At 54.9% G+C, this 21872-nt stretch carries 19 protein-coding genes, 1 tRNA gene and 1 pseudogene; 10 read left to right on the top strand and 11 right to left on the bottom strand.

What is annotated here, in order from left to right; translation table 11 throughout:
* Positions 1-14: 14 nt before the first annotated feature.
* The 4 genes and pseudogenes from gatB (at position 15) to RBB62_RS11195 (ending at position 5274) form a co-directional block, all read left to right on the top strand.
* Entirely contained in the window at positions 15-1496 is a 1482-nt protein-coding gene (gatB, locus tag RBB62_RS11180) for an Asp-tRNA(Asn)/Glu-tRNA(Gln) amidotransferase subunit GatB (protein WP_309398926.1), read from the top strand.
* A gap of 1226 nt (positions 1497-2722) precedes the next feature.
* Positions 2723-2974: pseudogene (locus RBB62_RS11185) on the top strand (CPCC family cysteine-rich protein); the annotation flags it as partial.
* 167 nt (positions 2975-3141) lie between these two features.
* The gene (locus tag RBB62_RS11190; protein ID WP_309398928.1) at positions 3142-3702 is read left to right on the top strand and encodes a DUF4919 domain-containing protein; all 561 of its coding nucleotides are present in this window, start codon (positions 3142-3144) and stop codon (positions 3700-3702) included.
* A gap of 1134 nt (positions 3703-4836) precedes the next feature.
* Complete coding sequence (locus RBB62_RS11195) at positions 4837-5274, top strand: hypothetical protein (RefSeq protein ID WP_309398929.1); 438 nt, start codon at positions 4837-4839, stop codon at positions 5272-5274.
* A 139-nt stretch (positions 5275-5413) separates the two neighbouring features.
* Here RBB62_RS11195 and RBB62_RS11200 read toward each other — a convergent pair whose 3' ends face one another.
* Together RBB62_RS11200 and RBB62_RS11205 are read right to left on the bottom strand one after the other, a co-directional pair.
* A complete protein-coding gene (locus RBB62_RS11200; RefSeq protein WP_309398930.1) occupies positions 5414-6604 on the bottom strand; it encodes a zinc-dependent alcohol dehydrogenase in 1191 nt (396 codons plus the stop codon).
* Between the two features lie 131 nt (positions 6605-6735).
* On the bottom strand, positions 6736-8328 hold the full coding sequence (locus RBB62_RS11205; protein ID WP_309398931.1) for an arylsulfatase: 1593 nt from the start codon (positions 8326-8328) through the stop codon (positions 6736-6738).
* A 406-nt stretch (positions 8329-8734) separates the two neighbouring features.
* On the opposite strand from RBB62_RS11205, the gene RBB62_RS11210 reads away from it, so the two are divergent.
* On the top strand, positions 8735-9736 hold the full coding sequence (locus tag RBB62_RS11210; protein WP_309398933.1) for a hydroxyacid dehydrogenase: 1002 nt from the start codon (positions 8735-8737) through the stop codon (positions 9734-9736).
* 188 nt (positions 9737-9924) lie between these two features.
* Here the strand turns inward: RBB62_RS11210 and RBB62_RS11215 are convergent, their stop codons facing one another.
* Positions 9925-10674, bottom strand: a complete 750-nt coding sequence (locus RBB62_RS11215; protein ID WP_309398934.1) for a lipoate--protein ligase family protein — start codon at positions 10672-10674, stop codon at positions 9925-9927.
* Between the two features lie 218 nt (positions 10675-10892).
* Positions 10893-11579: a CPBP family intramembrane glutamic endopeptidase gene (locus RBB62_RS11220; protein ID WP_309398935.1), complete on the bottom strand. Its 687-nt coding sequence runs from the start codon at positions 11577-11579 to the stop codon at positions 10893-10895.
* Between the two features lie 100 nt (positions 11580-11679).
* On the opposite strand from RBB62_RS11220, the gene RBB62_RS11225 reads away from it, so the two are divergent.
* The 3 genes from RBB62_RS11225 (at position 11680) to RBB62_RS11235 (ending at position 13177) form a co-directional block, all read left to right on the top strand.
* The gene (locus RBB62_RS11225; RefSeq protein ID WP_309398936.1) at positions 11680-12087 is read left to right on the top strand and encodes a hypothetical protein; all 408 of its coding nucleotides are present in this window, start codon (positions 11680-11682) and stop codon (positions 12085-12087) included.
* Between the two features lie 45 nt (positions 12088-12132).
* Complete coding sequence (sixA, locus tag RBB62_RS11230; RefSeq protein ID WP_309398937.1) at positions 12133-12627, top strand: phosphohistidine phosphatase SixA; 495 nt, start codon at positions 12133-12135, stop codon at positions 12625-12627.
* Positions 12628-12793: 166 nt separating this feature from the next.
* Positions 12794-13177 (top strand): Fur family transcriptional regulator, encoded by a 384-nt coding sequence (locus tag RBB62_RS11235; RefSeq protein ID WP_309398938.1) that lies wholly within the window; start codon positions 12794-12796, stop codon positions 13175-13177.
* A 67-nt stretch (positions 13178-13244) separates the two neighbouring features.
* Here the strand turns inward: RBB62_RS11235 and RBB62_RS11240 are convergent, their stop codons facing one another.
* The 5 genes from RBB62_RS11240 to RBB62_RS11260 form a co-directional block, all read right to left on the bottom strand.
* Positions 13245-14207 (bottom strand): J domain-containing protein, encoded by a 963-nt coding sequence (locus RBB62_RS11240; protein ID WP_309398939.1) that lies wholly within the window; start codon positions 14205-14207, stop codon positions 13245-13247.
* A gap of 158 nt (positions 14208-14365) precedes the next feature.
* Positions 14366-14752 (bottom strand): Hsp20/alpha crystallin family protein, encoded by a 387-nt coding sequence (locus RBB62_RS11245; RefSeq protein WP_309398940.1) that lies wholly within the window; start codon positions 14750-14752, stop codon positions 14366-14368.
* Between the two features lie 37 nt (positions 14753-14789).
* The gene (locus RBB62_RS11250; RefSeq protein WP_309398941.1) at positions 14790-15212 is read right to left on the bottom strand and encodes an Hsp20/alpha crystallin family protein; all 423 of its coding nucleotides are present in this window, start codon (positions 15210-15212) and stop codon (positions 14790-14792) included.
* 983 nt (positions 15213-16195) lie between these two features.
* Positions 16196-16384: a CopG family ribbon-helix-helix protein gene (locus RBB62_RS11255; RefSeq protein WP_309398942.1), complete on the bottom strand. Its 189-nt coding sequence runs from the start codon at positions 16382-16384 to the stop codon at positions 16196-16198.
* Positions 16385-16453: 69 nt separating this feature from the next.
* Positions 16454-16540: transfer RNA gene (locus RBB62_RS11260), tRNA-Tyr, on the bottom strand.
* 439 nt (positions 16541-16979) lie between these two features.
* Between RBB62_RS11260 and RBB62_RS11265 the strand changes: the two genes are divergently transcribed.
* Positions 16980-18407, top strand: coding sequence for a chloride channel protein (locus RBB62_RS11265; RefSeq protein WP_309398943.1), 1428 nt, complete (start codon positions 16980-16982; stop codon positions 18405-18407).
* Positions 18404-20197, top strand: a complete 1794-nt coding sequence (locus tag RBB62_RS11270) for a chloride channel protein (protein WP_309398944.1) — start codon at positions 18404-18406, stop codon at positions 20195-20197. Before RBB62_RS11265 ends, RBB62_RS11270 begins: the two co-directional genes overlap by 4 nt.
* A gap of 426 nt (positions 20198-20623) precedes the next feature.
* Here RBB62_RS11270 and RBB62_RS11275 read toward each other — a convergent pair whose 3' ends face one another.
* Together RBB62_RS11275 and RBB62_RS11280 are read right to left on the bottom strand one after the other, a co-directional pair.
* Positions 20624-21094: a heme-binding domain-containing protein gene (locus RBB62_RS11275; RefSeq protein WP_309398945.1), complete on the bottom strand. Its 471-nt coding sequence runs from the start codon at positions 21092-21094 to the stop codon at positions 20624-20626.
* Positions 21095-21137: 43 nt separating this feature from the next.
* Complete coding sequence (locus tag RBB62_RS11280; RefSeq protein ID WP_309398947.1) at positions 21138-21644, bottom strand: shikimate kinase; 507 nt, start codon at positions 21642-21644, stop codon at positions 21138-21140.
* Positions 21645-21872: the final 228 nt, after the last annotated feature.

Here is a 21872-nt window from a genome sequence, read left to right on the forward strand (position 1 = left end):
TTGAATTTACGCCCATGGAATACGAACCGGTCATAGGTCTGGAAGTGCACGTGCAGCTGAAAACGCGCTCGAAGATGTTTACGCGCGTCGGCTACGAGTATGGTCACGAGCCCAACACGCTGACGAACCCCGTCATCATGGGCCTGCCGGGCACGCTGCCAGTCATGAACAAGGAGGCCGTCCACAAGACCGTGCAGATGGGCCTGATCCTCGGCTGCAAAATCGCCGAGACCTGCAAGTGGGACCGCAAAAACTATTTCTACCCGGACAGCCCGAAGAACTACCAGCTCTCGCAGTTTGACCAGCCGATATGCATCGGCGGCGAAGTCGAGATCGAGATGCTCGGTGCCTCGCGCAACGTCATGGGCGACCACCGCATGGTCGAGCTGACCCGCATTCACCTGGAAGAAGACGTGGGTAAGCTCACGCACTCCGCCAACGATAGCCTCGTGGACTACAACCGCGCCGGCGCGCCGCTGTGCGAAATCGTCACCGAGCCCAACCTGTATTCGGCCGACGAGGTTTTCGCGTTCATGACCGCGCTGCGCAACATGATCGTCACCGCTGGCCTGTCCGACTGCGACATGGAAAAGGGCCAGATGCGCTGTGACGCCAACATTTCCATCCGCCCCAAGGGCAGCAATACGCTGGGCACCAAGGTCGAGCTCAAGAACATGAACACGATCTCCGGCGTCCGCAACGCGGTCGTTTATGAGATCAAGCGCCAAATCCGCGCCAAGACCACGGGCTACGAAGAGATCGTTCAGGAAACGCGCCGCTGGGACCCGGACAAGCAGGAAACCGAGTCCATGCGCATGAAGGAAGAGAGCCACGACTACCGCTACTTCCCGGATCCGGACCTCATGCCCGTGACCATCCCCGCCGAGCAGGTGGAGAAGATTCGCGCCGGCCTGCCGGAAATGCCGTTCGACCGCCAGCGCCGCTACATGGAAAAGCTGGACCTGCCTTACACCATCACCTCCGTGCTCTGCCCGGACCGTGAGCTGGCGGAATTCTTTGAAGAAGCGCTCGCGCTGACCAAGGGCAAGGGCGAAGCCAAGGCCGTCGCCAACCTCGTGGTCAACGAGCTGATCCGCGACCTCTCTGCCGCCGAAGGCGAGGGCCGTCAATCGCTCAGCGCGGTGCCGATTACTCCGGCCCACGTGGCCGAGCTCGTCGTGCTGACCGAAGAGGGCGTGCTGACCAAGCAGATTGCGAACAAGGAAGTCTGGCCGGAGATGATGGTCAGCGGCAAGATGCCCGCGGTGATCGTTGAAGAAAAGGGCCTCAAGGCGGACAACGACAGCGGCGAGCTGGAGAAGATCATAGCTGAAATAGTCGCCGACCCGAAGCACGAAAAGGCGATCAGCCAGTTTAAGGACGGCAACGACAAGGCGCTGAACTCGCTCATTGGCCCGGTCATGAAAGCGACCAAGGGCAAAGCCAACCCGGCCGAAGTCCAGAAGCTCATGCGCGCCGCCGTGGCCAAGCTCTAGGCTACGTTCGCGTTTCCCTTTGGTTAAAGCTCCCCTCCTTGCTAAGGAGGGGAGGCTCGGACTACTAGTCCGAGTAGGGGAGGTCTTGTGTCTTGTTTATTCAAGAAACCAAATTCAGACTGAGGTGCTCCCAAACCTTGGACAGGTTGAATCCTTTGTTTGGCGCATTAGAAGAGAACAACTCCAGAAAAGCATTCGATACACGAGCGAAGCAAAGATCCACTTATTGAGCAGCGCCGACCAGAAATGCATCAGCGAAGAGAGCTTCCACCGATGGAAGCTCTGTTTTGCATGATGGAGCTCGACCAGGCCTCAAAGCACTGAGTCATAGCAACATACACAGGGGCATCCGCACCCGCACACCATGCCCCGAAAAAGCCTACGTAGGAAACTCGGAAAAGCCTACGTAGGAAACTGGCCAAAGCCTATACGGTTGTTGCCGAAAAGCCTTAGTAGGAAACTCGAAAAGAACCGCTCGGTTCTTTCCCCAGTACAGCATCGGTTATCGAGCAAGTACAGCCACTGTTGTTGCTCTAGTACAGCAGCGGTTCTTTTTGAAAACACAGGTGTGGGAATTGAAAAACACCCTTGACCGCCCACCCAGGCAAGCCACCGCTCCGTAGTGCCATTTAAAAAATCTGACTGAGGTAGCGGCCAGCGTCCTCGCTGGCCAAGGATTGGAACCAAATGAAAGGGGTTGAAAAACTAACGCGCATAGCGGCTAAACGCTTAGCGCGGACCGACTCAATCTAGCCAAGCATGCAGCATGGCCAGCGGGGACGCTGACCGCTACCTCGAAATCACAGGTGCGGAAAATGAACCGCACCCTTGGTGACATCACCGAACGTCAAAAATCGGGTTGATGGCTTCGTGGCAGAGATCCACTTCAAAACTGCCCCATTGACCTCCTCCTCGATACATTGGCAGTGGTCAATATTTGAAATCTACGTTTAACCCGAATGGCGCTATGTCACCTACTTCACAAAATGCACCCTCTGATGACTCGTGATGCCCAGTTCTCCTAATCGCTCCAGGTAGCTTTTGTAGATCTCAATCGGCAACTGAATCATAATAGCGTAAAATGACGAACACGCTTTATCAGAAGAATAGCGCATTAGCATTTTAAGCTTTTATTGACACAATGCCGTTTACTACCCACAGTACACATACAATATCGCAAAATGCACTAATACCTTGTTATGAAATGGAAATGGAGAAAATCCCAGATGGCTACTTGCGCTTGCTGCGGTTACATGACCATAGAAGAAAAAGGGAATTACGAAATTTGCCCCATATGCTACTGGGAAGATGATTCCGTTCAAGAAGCTGATCCTTGGTTAGAAGGAGGAGCAAACAAACCTTCACTTTGGCAGGCACAGCTGAACTTCAAAGAATTTGGAGTAATGGAAGAGCGATTTTCTGCGAACGTCAGAAGCCCCAAGTCCAATGATAAAAAAGACCAAGCATGGAGGGAACTCATCGAGGACGACAGAAGTTACTCGACTACGCCGCGTGAGATTGAAATTGTGTGGGGCACAGATGAGCAAGTCTCCTACAACTACTGGGATAGGAACTCATAACAAGTCGCTTCTGGACAACGCCTAACGGCGCGCCAGAGCTTATCGTTCGATAAATAAAAAATAGTATGAAATTCGTAGCATACATATTCCTTCTTTTCGCGACCTGTAGTCTTTGTGCGCAAGACTTCACAAAAATCCGTATGGACTACGCCCAAACGGACGGCTACTCGCCAATGTGGCGGATGGACAAAGACAGGGAAGCCATCACTGACTTGTGGGACGAAGGGAAAATTGAAGAAGGAATGAAACTTGCCGAGAAGTGGCTCGAGAAAGTTCCCGTCGACATTCAGATGCAGGGTTGGTATTCGCATTTCTTAGAAACGAAAGGTGATTTCTCAGGTAGCATTAAGCACTACTTCATAAAGCTTGGTCTTATTCACTCTATAACAAGTTCCGGAACCGGCCTAAGTCCAGATTCCCCATGGAAAGTAATTTCTGTCCATGAAGAATACGACATACTCGGCAATATTGGCGCCCAGTTAATTTCACAATCACTAGGAAAGACATCTGAAGGTCGTCCATGCGATGTTATGGTATGCAAGATTGGAGAGAAAAAAATTACACTTTACTTTGATGTTTCTATTTCGATGGAAGCTACTTCTAAATTATTGAATCCAAGCGAGTAAGACTCGAATCGGGTAGCGAGGGCCATCGCTGCCCCCCCCGCTCCCACACCACCGGACATACGGGTCCGTATCCGGCGGCTCCGGACGGTTCCAAGGAATAAAGCGGCATTAGTTCTCCGTGTCAGAGTCGCCTGCAAGCAGAGATTCTGACAGTCACTTGCCACCCCTCCGGTTCGATCCTTCACCGCGGACAAGGCTTCCAGATCCTTCACCGGACGGGTCACCCGTCGGCGGCTACTCCTGGCTTGGTTCCGGCAGCTACTATGATCTCGGCTGACTCCTCGTGATACAATCATGACGTTGCCGCCACAACCGCGATGGTTTGCTGGTCGATTGAAACCGACACCGCATGACCACGAGGCCTCCCCGGGTAAGAACGCGTTGTTGCGATGCACAACCCCGTGGTTTACTCCTGCATTGAACTCCGGATTTCGCTGTGTGGTGCCAGCTTATCCACACAGTCGGCCTTATACCGCGTTTCTGTCCGTAGGCTCATATCATTGCCATAGGCTTCCTTTCCACGTATCCTCACGATTACGCAGTTGCCATCAGCTAGTCCTTTCTGTTTGTTCGAGTTCATGGATCAGGGGACTCTAACCCCATCACAACGCGCCCATGCCGGGCACACACAAGGCGGTGCACACAACTACGAGTGGCTGGTGCCACTCTCCGCGTGTGACCTCAGACGTTCTATAAAAATATGAATGAAAGAGAAAAGCTAGAGGCCTCGATAATTCAGAAAGGTTATCTTGGGGAAGATAGTTTGCCAGTTATGGGGAGAATGGCAAATGACCCAGGTGAAGAGTATTTCTCAGTTTAAAAAAAGAACTGCATCAGCTCTTTAAATTTATGGAAGGAGAGAAAGAAATTGATAGAACTTAAGCGGCTGGGTTGTTTGGCCTTTCTCATATTGCTTATACACAGTTTAAGGCAGCAAGACATCATGGAGTCGAATTTCGCGATTCCCTATTCGATCCAGATTTAATCGAGATTGAGATGGCTGTAGATAGTATATTTGGAAAAGAATGGATCACCCTTTGAAAAACGAACAAAATGACAGAACAAGCCGCTTGAGGACAACTCCGTAGGCTGCGCCTACTACGTTGCCTCAGCTTTGCGTTAGTGTAATAGAAAATGAAGCCACAATACATTATAGTAATTACAGCCGTCACCATAATTATTGGTGTCATCTATTTGTTAAGAAACCGAGATGATGGAACCATCCCGAAAGCAAAATCGAATGAGCTAGAAAACGCTATCAGGCAATGGGGCATTGCACCCCCAGAAGGAAACATGTATATCGCCACGCAGAAGAGCACAGTAGTCGGAATGATTGCCGAATCTTCAGACCAATTAAAGGCCTACAGGGAAGCAATACCTCACGAATGGAAGCCACTAGCCGAAAACGAAATAATAAAAAATGGAGACTTTACCGTAAAGGGAGCAGACATGAAAACTGAATACTGCCAGTGGGAGCGATCAGACGGAAAATTCAATGTGATCTGTCTATGCTACAATCTCTTGGTAGTATTCATGGTCGCGGAAGACCCAATCGTAGAAAAAGCAATCTGAAGCACTAACCAGTCGCTTCTGGTCAACGTCGCTAACGCGCCGCGCCTGAGCTCCACGTTCTGCAAAAATGAATCAGCAATCGAACACTTCTGAAAAGCTTCGACGCACGTTGTGTCTCACAAGTTAGATGAAAAATGCTCTAAATCGTCACCACGGCCTTGATGCTTTCCTGGCGGATGTTGACGTCGAAGGCTTGTTGGATGTCTTCGAGCGGGAACTTGTGGGTGATGAGACTCGTGACTGGTAGGCCGATGCGTTCGGCGCGTTGCAGGAAGTGGTAGGCGTTGGGGTATTCGAAGCTGTTGTAGACCCAGCTGCCCGTCACGGTGATTTCCTTTTTGCAGATGTCGTGGTGCGGGTTGATCGCGCATTCGCCGCCGTCGACGAAGTGGCCGACTTCGCAAATGCCGCCGCCGCGGCGGATGCAGTGGAACAGGTTGGCAAAGGCGGCAGGCACCCCCGTTACCTGGAAGCCGAAGTGCGCGCCCAGGCCCTTGGTCAGTGAGTTAACTTTGGCGGCGAGGTCTTCGATGCCGCTGAACTGCGTGTAGTTCAAGGTCATGTCCGCGCCCATCGTCTCGGCGATCTTCAGGCGTGAGTCGTTGCCGTCGATGGCGATGATGTTGTTGACGCCGTAGGTGCGCAGCACGGCGATCATCATTAGGCCGATCGGGCCGCAACCTTGCACGATGACGCGCGTGCGGAAATTCAGCGTGGCGCCGCAGGACTTGGCGCGCTCCAGTGCGTGGCAGACGACGGCCGCGGGCTCGATCAACACGCGTAGGTCGAGGCTCATGTCGTTGACTACGAAAAAGGACGAGCCCGGGCGGATGATCAGGTATTCGCCGAAGTAGCCGTTGAAGTGGTAATCCGGCTCATCGGGGAGGAGGCCATAGACCTTGAGATCGTCGCAGAGATTGGCCTTGAGCGGGTTGTATTTGGCGATGCCGCAATCCTCGGAAGTTTCCAGAATACTGGTGACAATGTGGTCGCCGGGCTTCACCGGCTTGCCGACGCTGTCGATCTTCACCTGGCTGCCGACTTCGACCACGACGCCCGTGCCCTCATGCCCGAGCACTACGGGCGTAATGCCAAACGGGTCCGACTTGTAGCAATGGATGTCCGTGCCGCAAACGCCGCATGCCTCCACCTTGACGAGCATTTCGTCGTCGCGGATTGGGCGCAGCGGATAGCTTTTGATCTCCAGCGTCTTGGGCGCGGTTAACTGGGCCACCCGCGCATGGGACGGGCGAGCCGACTTGGTGCCTTGCCCCATTTGGGACATGACTTCGGTAACGATGCGGTCGATGAGTTGAGTGTTGTCAGGCATAGGGGAACTTAAAGCTACTTCAAACCGCCCCCGCGCGTCTACCTCAACTTATGGGCAATGGGAGAACTATTAGCAGTAGGCGATCAGGAATTAATGACCCTCGTGCCCGGCTTTCATTCTGCGGGGGTGCGTCAACCTTGCTTGGCGTCGCGCATCGCGCAGAGCTTGTCCCAATCCATCACGCCAACGCGGTCAGCCCAGTCTTGCCAGAGCGCGGCTAATTCCTGAACGAGCTCGGGATTCTCTGCGGCGCGGTCGTGCATCTCGGTGCGGTCGGCTTCCATGTCGAACAGCTCCCAATCGCCCGGGTGGCGGAGGACGAGTTTCCACTTGCCGCGGCGGATGGCTTGGTTTCCCTCGTGCTCCCAGCAGAGCACTTCGCGATCGCAGTCTTCGTCTTTAAAAGTCGGCGCGATGCTGAAGCCTTCCAGCGGCTTCACGTCCAAGCCTGCTCGTTCGTTGGGATACGCGGCGCCAGCCAAATCGAGTAAGGTCGCCATGACATCGGGCAATTGCGCGCACTGCGTGCGGAGCTCGCCCTTGACCTCGATGCCCGCTGGCCAGTGGACGATGAACGGCGTGGCGATGCCGCCTTCGTGCACCCAGTGCTTGTAAAGGCGGAAAGGCGTGTTCGACACATTGGCCCACGGCACGCCGTAGCTCTGGTAGGTGTCTTCGGCACCGGGCATGACGCTGGGGTCGTTGCCGATGCGGACCTTGCGGCCGTCGCGGGTGAGCTCGGTCATGCTTTTGCCCATCATCCAATTGCCCCATTCTTCGGAGATTTCTTCAGCGCAGCCGCCGTTGTCGGCGAGGAAGATGATGACGGTGTTTTCGTATTGGCCAGTGTCTTTGAGCGATTGAACGATTCGCCCGATGCCGCGGTCCATGCGCTCGATTTGGGCGGCGTAGACTTCCATGCGGCGGGCTTCCCATTCCTGGTGAGGTTGGTCCGCCCAAGGGCCGACGTCGGGGTCGCGGTCGGTGAGGTCCCAGCTGGGGTCGATGATGCCCATGTCGATCATGCGCTGGAGGCGCTCTTCGCGAAGCTGATCCCAACCAGCGTCGAAGCGGCCTTGGTAATTGGCGATATCTTCCTCGTGCGCGTGGAGCGGCCAGTGTGGCGCGGTGTAGGCGACGTATTGAAAAAAGGGCTTATCCGAGTGGTCGGTGGCGTGATTTTTAATCTGCTGGATCGCGCGGTCGCTGATCGCGTCAGTGAAGAAAAAGTCGTCGGGCGTATCGAGCGGATCGACGCGGTTATTGCCCTCGGCGAGAGTGGGTACCTGCCAGAAATTCGCGGCGCCGCCGATCATGCCAAAGAAGTCGTCGAAGCCGCGTTGGAGCGGCCAGTTGTGCTTGGGCGCGTCGTTGGCGATGTGGCGCGTTACGTGCCATTTGCCCGACATGTAGCTGCGGTAGCCAGCGGGCTTCAGCGCCTCGGGGATGGTGACGGCCTGCGCATTGAGGTCGCCCAAGTAGCCATCGACATCGTCGTTGTCCATCATGTGGCCTACGTCGGCCTGATGCGGGTGAAGGCCGGTCAGCAAGGACGCGCGGGAGGGGCAGCAGCGAGCGGTGTTGTAAAACTGAGTGTAGCGGAGACCGCCATCGGCGAGGGAATCGAGACTGGGCGTGTTGACTTCGCCGCCGTAGCAGCCGAGGTCGGAGTAGCCCATGTCGTCATTCAGGATCAAGATGAAGTTGGGGGATTTCGATGGCATAACACGTAACTTAGGAAGTGGTTTTACGGTTAGTCCAGCTACATTTATTGCTCAGAGTGGACCGACCATGCTCAGTGCCGTAGCTGTTCGCCGCTCGTCAAGCGGACCGAAGTTATAGAAATGTGCTGTGTCTCAGATTCAATTCAACGTGATCTCTACTGGGCGACGAATCGCTAGTTTTGCCCGGAGCAAAGCCGCTCAGGATCAAAAGCGCCATGCCTGCCTTCTAATAGTTGCGTAATCTTGTCTCATGCAAGGTTTATCAAAGTTGCCCATAATGAAGAATTATCTATTTATCGAAGGGCTAGTAAGGTTGCTAATTTGATTTACGAGTAAACTCGTCATTTTTTAATTTTGATGATTTCCGGCTTCGTTTACCTAGCTTGTTTTGTCATAGTCGCGAAAAATGATGAAGGCAGTTATCACTGGAAACTCACATCGAATCGATGTTGTCTATGGCGACACCGAGTGCGGAATGCTGGAGGAACGCATGAGCGTAGTGCAGAAGCCAACAAGTGCAGATGGCTTGCTCGATCCTTCGGTATACGCCGATGCCGATTATATATTTGGCACTTGGGGCATGCCTAACCTGAACGCAGAGTTCATGGCCAATGCGCCAAACCTCAAGGCAGTCTTCTATGCCGCAGGTTCGGTGAAGCAGTTTACGACCGATGCTTTCTGGGATAGCGGCGTGCGCTTGTTTAGTGCTTGGGGAGCGAATGCTTTGCCAGTGGCGGAGTTCACATTCGCGCAAGTGGTGATGTGCCTGAAGCACAACTGGACCAACGTCCGCGCTATTTGGGAGAAAGGGCATGACGGCTTTTGGCAGACCAATCGGGATTTAGTGCCCGGCACGTTTGAGACGACCGTTGGCCTCCTGTCGTTGGGGCAAATTGGCCGACTGGTCGTCGAGCGATTGCAGTCGTTGGATGTCAAAGTCGTCGCGTATGACCCCTTTGTTAAGCCCGAGCAAGCGCGTGCAATGGGAGTGAAGATGTGCTCGCTGGAAGAAGTCTTTGCCCAATCGGATGTGGTTTCCTGCCACACTCCCTGGCTCCCCGAAACCGAGAACATGCTCAAACGCGAACACTTTGCTTCGATGAAGCCGCATTCTAGCTTCATCAACACCGCGCGGGGTGCCGTAGTGGATGAAGATGGGCTGATCGGTGCGTTGCGGGAAAGGCCGGACATTACCGCAGTCCTTGATGTGACCTATCCTGAGCCGCCAGTTCCTGAGTCGCCATTCTACACCTTGCCTAACGTGGTGCTTACGCCGCACATTGCAGGCTCCTTATCCAGCGAGTGCCGCCGTATGGCGCGCTACATGATTGCGGAATACGACCGCATGATCGGAGGGCAGCCGGTCCAGTGGGAAATCAACCGCCAACGCGCCGCCACCCTCGCCTAGGCAACGTGCCGTTGCATCCAGAGATCTGCGCATTGCGCAAAGCAACGTGTCATTGCATCCTTGGTTTTGAGCTTCGCTCAACGTGGGCGCAGCTTTGGCTTATTGCCTCTCCGTAATTTTGCCTCTACGCCACACTACCTCTCCGCATTTGCGCAATGCGCAAATCTATCGGTCCAGCCGGAGGCTGGCTAGCGGCGTTGGTTCCAGGCAGGGGATTCGTAGTGGGCGATGAGCTCGGCCAAGGTGCCTTGCGGCCACTTGGGGAAGCCTTGTTTGGCCAACGAACCGCCAAGCCACTCCGCCAGCGCCCCCGTAAAGTCGGCCTCGAAGCGTGTCCAATTGATGCCGCGTATCGTTGCGCGGTCGATACTGCCTTCCATGAGGAGGCCATCGCGGGTGCGACGCTGGGCCGCGCCGGCAAGTTTCTCGCCGTCGGCGTCGATGACATCGCCTGGTTCGGCCTGGTGAAAACAAACTGAGGCGGAAGTGGCTTTTGAATCCGCCACGTTCTCAGAATCATCGCAAGGGCAAGGAGCCAGGCGGGCATCGACGTCCTGCGCCTTGAGCGCCCAGGCAAGGATATTGTGGACTTCGCGATAGGCGTCGCCGGCCTTTAGCTTGGCCAGCGCATGTGAGGCGGGGACCACGAGCGCGTAAGTCCAGTCGTCACGATGATCCACCACGCCGCCGCCCGTGGAGCGGCGAATGAGCTGAAACTTGTCGGCGAAGTGATCATGCGCCTCGCGCCAGCTAGTGTGAACGGGGAGTCTCTGCTCGGCGTCGGTCCAACGCTGGGTGCGGCCAAAGGTGAAAGCCGGGCGGTCCCACTCGTAGTGCCGGAAGCGTGGCTGGTCAGCCTCGCTGTATTGCTCCAGTAGTAGTTGATCGACAGCCATATTGGCGCCAGCGGAAAGTTTGCGAGTGGGGAGGACGTGCATGGGAAATTCGTTATTGGGAATTGGTGGACGGCGGCGTTGCCTCGTCGCCTTGAGCCGCAGCAGAGCAAGTTCTGCCGATTGAGTAAACGAATAAGTGGGCGGAATTCGTTGGCCAAATAAAACGGACAAAGATATTATTTTTTCAAAGGCCTTATTCTCTTACCCACCAACACTATCCCCAGAATCGGACTCTGCGAACATGCCGTAGCCGTTTGCCACTAGCTGAAAGCGACCAGGTCGACCAGGATATGCGCCAGGATCAGTGGCCACAGATTGCGCGTGATCTCATAGAAAACCGCGGCCATCAGCCCCCACATGAAAGCGATAGTCAGTCCGTAAGCGCCATTCTCCCAATGAGCGAAGGTAAAGATGAGGGTGGATAATATGATGAAAAGAGCTGGCCCGGCCCCGTCCTCCCGAAAAAGACGTCGCATCATACCGCGCATATAAATTTCCTCAACAAAACCTGCAGTGAAGGCAAAGTAGATCAGTTTGACCAAACGGACTAGTGCAGATGGTTGGCGCTGGACTTCATTGCCAAAAGAAAACTCCTGGGGCTTGGGCGGTGCAAGATCCATAGCGATGGTGAAGCTCATCTTTTCGAGATAGAAAAGAATGGGCGTGGCGATGACCAACAGGATAGGAAACGCCCAACGCGGTCCGCCAAACCCGACTTGCTGATTGAAGCCGATTTCCGGCCATCTGTAGAGATCGTGACGACGTCCCCAGGTAAAGAGCGCGGCGGGCAGGATGATCCAAATGGCGATGTCTGCCGCCCAGAAGGCCCACTGGGTATGTTGCAAAATCGGGTTGTAGAAACCGTTGAGGTAAAACGGAAGATAGCCGATTAGCAACAAGGTCGCGAGCTTGCGGTGCTTGTCATCGGAAAGCGTAGCTGTTTGCATTGCATAGTTGGAGATGGTGGTGAATAATACAGCGCATATAGGAGAGGGCAATGAGAATGCCGGACTTGAAGCGGGCTGAATATTCACCATGATAAGCCGAATGCCTTCGCCCAGTGTTAGCCGTCTGCAAATCGTCCTGCGGGGCCTGACGAATCGTTGTCCTAATTGCGGAGGGCGGCCGATTTTTCGCTCGTGGATCAAGCTGCATTATCGGTGTCCACAGTGCGCTCTGAAGCTGTTTCGTAGCGATGGATTCTTCCTGGGGGCAATGGTTTGGAATTATGGGCTTACGGTGTTTGGGTGTCTGCCTCCGTTGGTGGCGTTACACATGATGGGGGTGATTTCGTTGACGACTTTGGCAGTGCTGGGGGTGCTGGTCGGCGTGGTTGTTCCGCCTGTGATTTACCCGTGGGCATGGAGTCTCTGGCTAATGTCTTACTATTGGGCGCTCCCCCACGAACTGCCTGCGAACGCGCAGGATGACCCAAATGTGGACGAGGATGAATAGCGTCGTGGGCTCGACTTGACGCATAGGGAACTGTAATTTGGCGGTATGAAATTATTCCTGTTGCGCCATGCAGAAGCCACTTATGATGCGCCCACTGATCAAGCGCGCCAGCTAACGCCCAAGGGCGAGCGTTCGATTGCAAAGCTCTGTGATCGGCTGAAGACCAAAGAATTTTCTCAGTTGGCAGTTATCTACCATAGCACGCTGGTGCGCGCTCGGCAAACAGCAGAGTTGTTTCGTGACGAAATGCAGCTCAAGACGCCTTTGCAGGAGAGGACAGGCTTGGCGCCAATGGATGATCCGATTGCGCTTGGCGCATTTTTGCTGGAATGCAAGGAGGATGCCATGCTAGTCGGTCACAATCCTCATCTAACTATGCTCTCAGCTTGGCTCCTTACGGGTAGTCCGTTTACGGATTGTATCGATTTCAAGAAGAGCGGATTACTTTGTCTGGAGCGTATTTCCCCACCGAACAAGGCTCGTCCAGCGGGAGTTTGGGTAATGCGCTATTTTATCACCAGCCGTGCAATGGAGTCTTAGGTTTCTTTTAATGGGGCTGATTTGCCTTATTCTGCTATAAGTAGGCCTGTGAACCCTGTAATTGATTGATAATGCGTTATCGATAGTATTTATTATCACTATTTCTGAGTTTTGAATTGAAAAGGCCTCCACTGCTAGCCAATTGTTTAGGGGAATTAGTAGTGAAATGGGCAAACGATTTAGAGATACGAAGCAGCGTTCGGCGATATTGGAGACCCTAAAAAACGCCGAACACCCCCTTACCCCGAAAGAGATTCAGGAAAGCGCAGCGGCACAGGTGCCCGGTTTGGGCATTGCCACGGTTTACCGGAATATTCGGTTGTTGTTGGATAATAAGGAGATTGAGGCAATTGAAGTGCCGGGCCACCGTGCTTGTTACATGCTTCCGCAGAATGGCCACCGCACGCTGGTCGTATGCCGTGAGACCAACCGCGTGCATTTAACCGACGGCGTGGATTTGCAGTTGATGCAGGATCGCTTGCCGGAGGGATTCTGCCCCGAGCACATCGAGATCTTTATTTACGGCCGTTTTGCCGGAGAGGAGTCTTAAGGCTGAATCTATCTGCTATTAAGCCGATATCATAGTGGGAAACTTGGCGTTTAGTCATGCTTACCTATCAGTCGGCCTCGCGAAGTTGCTCCCACAAGGCGCGTTGGGCGTCGGAGGTGGGGGCGGGCGCGGTGATCGCGTATTCGACGAAGAGGTCGCCTTTGGCGGTTTTGCCAGGGAGACCGAGGCCGCGCAGACGGACGCGCGTGCCAGTCTTCGCGCCTTCGGGGACAGTGATGCGGACGCGCTTGCCGTTGGGCAGCGGGATTTCCTTTTGCGCGCCAAGGGCGGCGTCCCACGCGGGGAGCTCCAGCGTGTAAACCAAGTCCTTGTCCTTGACCTCGTAGTCCGGGTGGGCAGCGAGTCGGACGATTAAAAACAAGTCGCCGGAGCCTGCGCCGCTGCCGGGCTCGCCTTGACCGCCCAGGCGGATGCGCTGGCCGTCTTTGACGCCGGCCGGGATCTTGACCTTGTAGCTGTTCTCCTTACGCTCGCCGGTCTGCTGGTTGACGCGCTCCAGGCGCACGGTGCGCTCCGCGCCGGAGTAGGCCTCATGGAGCGGGACCATGATCTCGGCTTCGACGTCCTGGCCACGGGTTGGGCCGCGACGCATGCCGCCGCCGCCGCGTCCAAACGGATCGCCGCCGCCAGCGCCGCCAAAGAACTGCTCAAAGAAGTCGCTGAAGCCGGTACCTCCAAAGTGGAATTCTTCAAAGCCGCCTTGGCCCATGCCGCCGGCGCGACGGAATCCACCACCGGGGAAGCCGCCACGTCCACAGCCTGCGCCCGCGCTACCATACTGGTCCCAATTCGAGCCCAGCATGTCGTATTTTTTACGCTTTTCGGCGTCGCCGAGGACATCGTAGGCCTCGCTGATTTCCTTAAATTTGGTTTCGGCTGCGGGCCGGTCTTCCGGTTTGGCTTTGTCCGGGTGATGTTGGCGCGCGAGCCCGCGAAACGCCTTCTTAATCTCGTCGGCACTCGCACTCTTGTTGACCCCGAGGGTCTGGTAATAGTCTTTAAATTCCACAGTTAGCAAATTCCTTTCTCAATCGTCCAGAACCTTGCGCGCAAAAGCGATCAAAATTCCGGGCGGTCGCCCAACAGGGGGGAGTCCATAAAAGGGCCGGGAAGGATGAAACCTGCCCGGCCCGGAAATAACTTCGCCAGGCGGCGTTGTGGGAGCGCTTAGTTGACGGAGATCTGGCGCGGCTTGGCTGCCTCGGCCACCGGAAGCGTGATGGTGAGCACGCCATCGGTGGTCTTGGCCGTGATCTTGTGGGAATCGACTGGCACATTGAGATCGAGGCGGAGTCGGTAGTCCGCTGTGGGGATCTCGCGGTGGCGGGCGCGCCAGCGGTCGTTGGCCGTGAGTCGGCGCGTGGCTTCGATCGCCAGCGTATCCTGATCAACCGTAATGCGAACGCCTTCCTTCGGCACGCCGGGCACAAACACTTGGACCGTGTAAGCTTCCTTGGTGTTGGCAACTTCATAGCGCGGGCGCAGGTAAGCGGTGCGCTTGTCGGCCCTAGCCGGGGTTTCTGTCTTGGTTTCGGCTACTTGAGCTTCACTCATGGTAAATATCTCCTTCGTTAGTATTGTGGTTGGTTGATTAGCTGACGGTGATGGCTTGCGGCTTTCGGGCCTCGGCTTTGGGAAGGCTGACGGTCAGGATGCCGTCTTCGAGCTTCGCCGTGACCTTGTCCGCATTGATGTCGTCATCAATCGTCAGGGAGCGGCTGAATTGCACGCTTTGCTCTTGCTCGCCCTGCTTGACCTTGCGCTTTGCGGAGATCGTGAGCACGGCGTTTTCGAGCTGGATGCCGACATCTTCCTTCGCGACGCCTGGCAGCTCAGCCACGACTTGGTAGGCCTCGTTGTTGTCGTCATAGACGTCGACACGGAAGCTGCGGCCGCTGGTGAACTGGTTGTCGAAGAGCCCGGCGAAACGGTTGTTGCTGACCGCACGGTCGAACAAGCGGTCCATTTCCGCAAACGGGTCATTCCAGAAGTTGTCATATTTGATTAGATGCATTTTTTGTTCCTCCTTTTGAAAGTTAGTGATTTGTTGTTCGCTTTTCTTTAATGCAGGAGGAATGCCAGTAATCCATTATTCTTTAAGTCATTGATAAACAGTGAATATGGGATTTATTGGGGCATTGAGGATGAGACAAGGTGACGCATTCGCGTGACGGAGCTTCACGCCTGAGTAAGTGTGTCACGATGGCGCTTATAAAAGTTGGCGCCAGTGCGGGCGTACGCTGATTGGGGCCCAAAAATAGCCGACTGCATCTGCGAGTCGGCTTTCATGTGCTGGTTTTGCCAGCTTGGATGTTTATAGCGCGCCTAAGAGCGCTCCGTTTTTTCGTGCTTGGCAGCCCAAGCTTTCCAATCGTTAACGTATTCGGCGAGTAGCTTTTGACTGCTTAGATCGTATATGCCGCCAGCGTGGGTGGATTCGTCAGGTGCCTGGATAACTAGCCCTGCGGGGATCTGTACGGCATCACCGGAAATGTAGGCCAATGCCCACCAGCGGTGAAGCGCACATCCGCATCCTGGTTGTCGAGGTAGGGCAAAATAGTGGCGATGTCGCCCTCTTCGCCGGAATAGGCGAGGACGCCCAAGCCCAGTAACGCGTTGCCTGCCTACAGCTGCTTTAACGCACTTTCGCGAATCGCAGCTTGTTGACGGAAACCTTGAAATACGATCAATGCGCAAACAAGGGCCAGAAATATGGCGGAAAAAAGCAGGACTATTCTCTTGTTCATGACGGAGGCTGTTACCGGTTAGCTCAATAACAAGTTAGCCCCGCTCGCATGAAATCAAGCAGATTTAGCTGCCTTTATAGAGTGGTTGGAGAAGTCCAGCAATCGGAATACAGCTTGATTTTTCAGCGCCCGTTCAAGCTGAATCCGGCTGGGCAATCGAGGAGTTTGTGAAATAACTACCGTCTTTGTCCTTAGCTTGGGCTATATGGAGCGAAAGCGATAGCCACGTTTGGGCGGCTCAAAGAAGACTTTACTCGGTAACCCGGTCCAGGGCGGTAGCGATGAAGTTCGAGCGGTTGCGGTTTTCCGCAGCGGCGAGCTTATCGATGCGCTCAATCAGATCTGCCGGCAGCGAGATCGAGATCTGCGTCTTGCCCGGCGCGCGCTTAGTTACTGTTTTGCCCTTAGTCTTGGTGCTTTTGGTCGATGTTCTAGGCATAGTCTTTTAGCCAGTTTTATTATTGTGGTTACTTCACAGAAGATCGGCTAAATTGTTTCCCATCTGAAGTGGTGGTGGGAGGGCGATTCGAACGCCCGAACCGATTACCGGAACAGATTTACAGTCTGCGTGCTTTGGCCGCTTGCATATCCCACCGAATCTTCAGACCCACTTGACGCGGGCTTCAGGAAAACGCTCTGTTGTAGGGCTCTTTGCTCCTTTGCCAAGCGTTTTTTTTGAAAAAGATTCATATGGTTGTTCCGATGTGGGAGAAATGGGTGATTGGTTTAAAGTTGTGTGAGTTTATGAATCTACCCTAGTCAACTTTGGTTAAAGCGCTAGCGGCAGTGTGTTTTTATTGTGCTTTGCTGCGATGACACTTTCTAAATCGTGTGCTTATCTATTTATCGCACGTATTTGCTTAAAGTTAATGCTTTTTAATTGGTTATGACGAAAAATTAATTCCGACCCGCTAGATAGCGAGGCGTCGCAGTTACCAATTGCGTTAGATTTGGCAATATGCGAGCTATTTCAGCCAGGGATTGATTTTGACAGTGCTCCGCCAAGCCGCCAAATTGCCTGCGGGAATTGCAAAATGGCGACTGGAGAACCGGATATCGAAGAGAAGATCGATTGGCGCAAAGCGTTATTCACGCGTGAAGCCTGGTGGGGCTACCTAGTGGTGGTCATAGGCGGGCTCGCGGCTGGCGCGGGCGCAATGTATTTTTGTGGCGTGGAGCTGTTTTGCGGCGGCGTGATCCGCGATTGGAACAACAAGGAGCCTTGGCTGGCCTTTTTGGTTATGCCCTCTTTCCTGATTTTGATCATCTATTTGCGCGACCACTTTTTCTGCGGGACGGACGGCACCGGCATCCCGCAAACCATTGCCGCGCTCAAGCTCAAGGAAGGGCCAGCGCGCGATGCGGTGCTCTCCATGCGCATCGCACTGGGTAAGCTAATCCTGACCACGCTGGCGCTGCTGGCATATCTTTCTGTCGGTCGCGAAGGCCCATCTGTCCAGCTAGGTGCCTGCTTCATGCGTTGCACGAATCGCTTTGCGAAATTTCCGGCGCACCTGGTCCAGCGCGGCCTAATCCTGGCCGGTGGCGCAGCAGGCATTGCGGCGGCGTTCAATGCGCCGATTGCCGGCGTGGTGTTTGCGATGGAGGAGATTGGCCGCCGTTTTGACAAAAACAACATGGGCACGCTGGTGCGGACGGTTATTCTGGCCTGCCTGGTTTGCGTGGTGTTCATGGGCAATTACTACTTCTACGGCAATCTGGACAAAGACCGCGATCCACTGATCTTTGATTCGTTTGCCCAATATTTAGTCATTCCGCTCATCGCGGTTATTGGCGGCCTATTGGGCGGACTCTTTGCCAAGACGTTGCTCTTTTGTATGCCCTTTGTTGGCCGGGCGATGAAGAAAAACTTCGTCGTCACAGCGGGCCTGATCGGCCTGGGTTGCGCATCACTGGCATTCTTCACCGAAGGCGGCACGCTGGGCAGTGGCTACGCTCAAGCGCAAGCGTTGCTGGTAGATGGCAGCCCGGCATTGAAGGAGTCGCTGGGCGAGCGTCACTTGGAGATTTTGGCCGAGGCCGAGACGCACGTAACGCCGTTTTATTTCCTCTGGCGGGCGCTAGCAACATTCCTGGTTTTGCTGACGGCGATTCCGGGCGGGCTTTTCGATCCATCCTTTTCGGTCGGCGCTGGTCTGGGGCATACACTTTTCCCGCTGTTTGAATGGAGTGGGGCCCCGGAGCAGGCGATTATTTTACTCTTTATCGTAGCGTATTTTTCCGGTGTTGTACAAAGCCCAATGACCTCCTTCATCATTTTGTTGGAAATGACCGGTGTGACGATGTTTGCGCTTCCGTTAGCGCTCACCGCCATGCTGGCCTACGAGGTATCCCGGCTGGTCTGCCCCACGGCGCTGTATGAAGCGCTGGCGTTTAACTTCCTAAGGAACGCAACCTGCGGGCCCGAGGAACCTAAAACGCCGGAGAAGCAGGTTTCATGAGAAAGACCTGGTTTCTGAATCTTCCCGATTGGATGCGCGCCCGCTTCACGGACGGGCAGCGCTTTCTCATTCTTTGTACCGTAGCCGGTGTATTTTGTGGCTTGGCAGCCGTGGCCTTCCATTTTTCGATTCATGGCCTGTTTCACTGGATATGGCACATATCCGAGGTCGCAGGCGAAGAATACCGCTGGCTCTTCCCAGTGGTACTGGGCCTCGCGCCAGCAATCGGTGGTCTGTGCGTGGGCGTCATTCTGACCAAGCTGGCACCTAATGCGGTGGGCAGTGGCATCCCGCAAACAAAGTCTGCTTTTTACAACGATTTTGGCGTGATTAAGCTGCGTGACGGCGTGTGGCGCTTCATCCTGGGCACGCTCTATGTGGGGATGGGTAACGCGCTTGGTCGCGAAGGCCCAACGGTTCACATGTGCGCAGCCATTGCCTCCAAGCTCGGGCAGGTCTTTGGCCTAGCCAAGGTGCGCATCCAGGCGCTGGTGCCGGTGGGCATGGGCGCGGGCATTGCGGCAGCCTTTAACGCCCCGCTTTCGGCAATTACCTTCGTGTTCGAGGAGTTGTTGGACGACTTTTCTTCGAAAGCGCTGGGCGGCATCGTGATCGCCGTAGTCGTGGCTGCATCGGTGTCGCGCATCATTTTGGGCGAAGACCCGGTGCTGACGGTTGGCATCCATGAGGACTTTAAAACGAACTGGTGGATGTTGGTCGCGATCCCGATTGGTTTGCTCTGTGGAGTGATCGGCCACGGCTTTGTGAAGAGCCTGCTGTGGACGCGCGGTCAGTTTAAGGTCAGCAAAATGCCCCCCTGGCTGCGCCCGGCTTCGGGAGGGCTGGCTATGGGCTTGATCGGTGTCACCGCCTACTACCTGACCGGGGAGAGCGGCGTGTTCTCGATTGGTTACGAATCGCTGACTCAGGCCTTTGAGAACAACCTCGTCATCTCGGTAATGCTGACGTTGTTCGTGCTAAAGTTCCTGGCGGTGATTATTTGCTATGCTTCGGGCGGCTCCGGTGGTTTGTTTTCGCCGACGCTGTTCCTCGGCGGCATGCTGGGTGGCATCATCGGCCTGCTGCTGGTGCAACTGAATGATAATACCGGCTGGTTCGCGTTGCCTGAGGCCGGTCAGGTGGTTGGCGCCTGCGTGTTGCTGGGCATGGGCGCGTTGTTTGCCTCGATCGTGCGCTGCCCATTTACCTCGCTGCTGATCATCTTTGAAATGACGCGCAACTATGCGCTGATCCTGCCGCTGATGGCGGGTAATATGATCTCCTACTACCTCGCCAGCCGCCTGCTGCGCGTGCCGCTCTACAACTCCCTGCTTTTGCAGGACGGCCTGAATCTGCGCCGCATGCCCGCCTACCAAGGCGCTCAGGATTACCGCAACTTGCCGGTCTCGACGATCATGACGTATGACTCGGTGACCGTGCGCTCAGACCTGCCTTCCAGCGAGAATTTGAAGGCGATTGAAAAGCCGCACCACGGCTACCCGGTCGTCAATGCCGAGGGGCAACTGGACGGCGTGATCTGCCACCACGAGCTGGAAGAGTTCGTTGCCGCTGGACAGGATGGGCCCCTCAGTGAGATTTTGGAGAAACGCCAAATCTTCAGCGTGACGCCCGATACCTCGATCCGCGCCGCCGCTGGGCTGCTGATCAAAGAAGACGTCCTACAGGTGCCGGTGGTTTCCGAAAAGGATCCCAAGAAGCTGATCGGCGTGCTGACGCTGCATGACATCGCTCGCCAGCAAAACACAGTCAGTGAGCAGATGGGGCGGTAAAGCGCAGGTGCAAGTATTACGAGTAATGCAGCGTCCAAATTGCGCGTGCAATCAGGCTCCCATGTGGGCGAAAATTTCACCCTCAATCCCTCATCCTTCAGATTAAACAACTCTGCACCCTGCCCTACCACTTCTACCCTTGGCTGGCAGCGCTGCCATGATCGCCGATTTTAAGTCAACCTCAGTGGGAGCATCGCCTTTCAGCTTGAACGAATGGCAACACCTGGGATGTCGCGCTCGACCCTACCGATAGCGGCAACTATGTCCTCTCGACCGCCGGACGCTTGGGTAACTTGATTTCAGGCACGTCGAACAAAGCCACTTTGGCTGGGGGAGACTCTTTTGACGGGGCCGATCTAGCAACCGGACTCAACACGTGGTATAGCATTTCGATGACAATCGACAACGCCAGCGCCGTCTGACAGCTTAGTGCTCGTGGCCTTCGTGACCGTCTTCGGACTCGTGTTCCTTGGTCGATTGACCCACATTGAACGTGGCTTTGAGGCCAGCGACAAACTCAGTTTTCTGCTCAGCGGTTAGCTTGGCCTTGGGGTGCATCCAGGTGTAGCTTTCGAGCGGCATCCAGCCTTCGTGGACGGCTTCGTAGGCCTCGTCGGCATCGCCCATGTCAGCTACTGAGATGTTAAAGTGTTCGCGGCCTTCCTCTACATGATGGCTGATCCACCAGGAGACCGGTGCGATCTTGGCGTACCAAGGCCAGACTGTTTCGTTGGAGTGGCAGTCCGCGCAGGCGTTGGTGAAAAATTCTTTGGTCTGCGGATTCGCCCAAGTAACGGTGTTTTCGATGGGCGGGTTAGTGGTGTCGACGGGAATAAACTGGATGCCAATGGCAATGACAATAAGTGCGATGAGGATTTTCGGCAATAGCTTCTTCATGCCTAACTCATAACGCTAAATTGCTGTTTGGCAAAGCTTTAACTTAATCGATACTGCGACTGAATCTCCGCGACTCCCGCTGGTAAAAGCGCTCGAGATGGCGGACAATCTCGTTCATCGGCTGAGCGTCGGTGTAGAAGCATGCGCCCGCCTGTAGGTAGATTGGCTCTCGCTCGGAGAGCAGGTCGGCAATGCGTTGGCGCGGGTTTTCCACGTTGAGCAGCGGGCGGTTGCTGTTTCCGCTGGTCCGATGGAGAATGGTGTCCGGGCTGGCGAATAGACAAGCGACGAGGCCACGACGCTTGAGTTCGTCTATCATGCCTGGTGCCATGACGAGGCCGCCGCCACAGGAAACGATACAGCCTTGCTCCGGGTGCCCGCCATGCACGAAGTCATGCTCCAACTGGCGGAAATATGGCTCGCCCTCCGTGGCAAAAATTTGCGGTATCGGACGACCTTCAGTCTCCACAATGGTGTGGTCGGAATCCAAGTGGTGCATGTGCAAACGGCGCGCCAACGCCCGGCCCACCGTGCTTTTGCCGGTACCCATAAAACCAACCAAATACAGGTTTGGCTGGGGTTTTGCAGATTTTTTCTTGGTTTGCGCCATCACACAAGCCGCTTGCCCATCAACCGGCCATTCATCAATTTGAACGGCCTGAGCGGAGGCGCAAGTTAAAGCTGCATGCGATTTACGATAATGATACAAAAAGCGCTTATCGCTTGAAATAGTTGAAATTATCGGCATTTTCTTTTCATGTCGCTAAGCGCCGCTACT

Origin of the sequence: Cerasicoccus maritimus (genome assembly GCA_031296935.1) — a bacterium.
Classification (GTDB): Bacteria; Verrucomicrobiota; Verrucomicrobiia; order Opitutales; family Cerasicoccaceae; genus Cerasicoccus; species Cerasicoccus maritimus.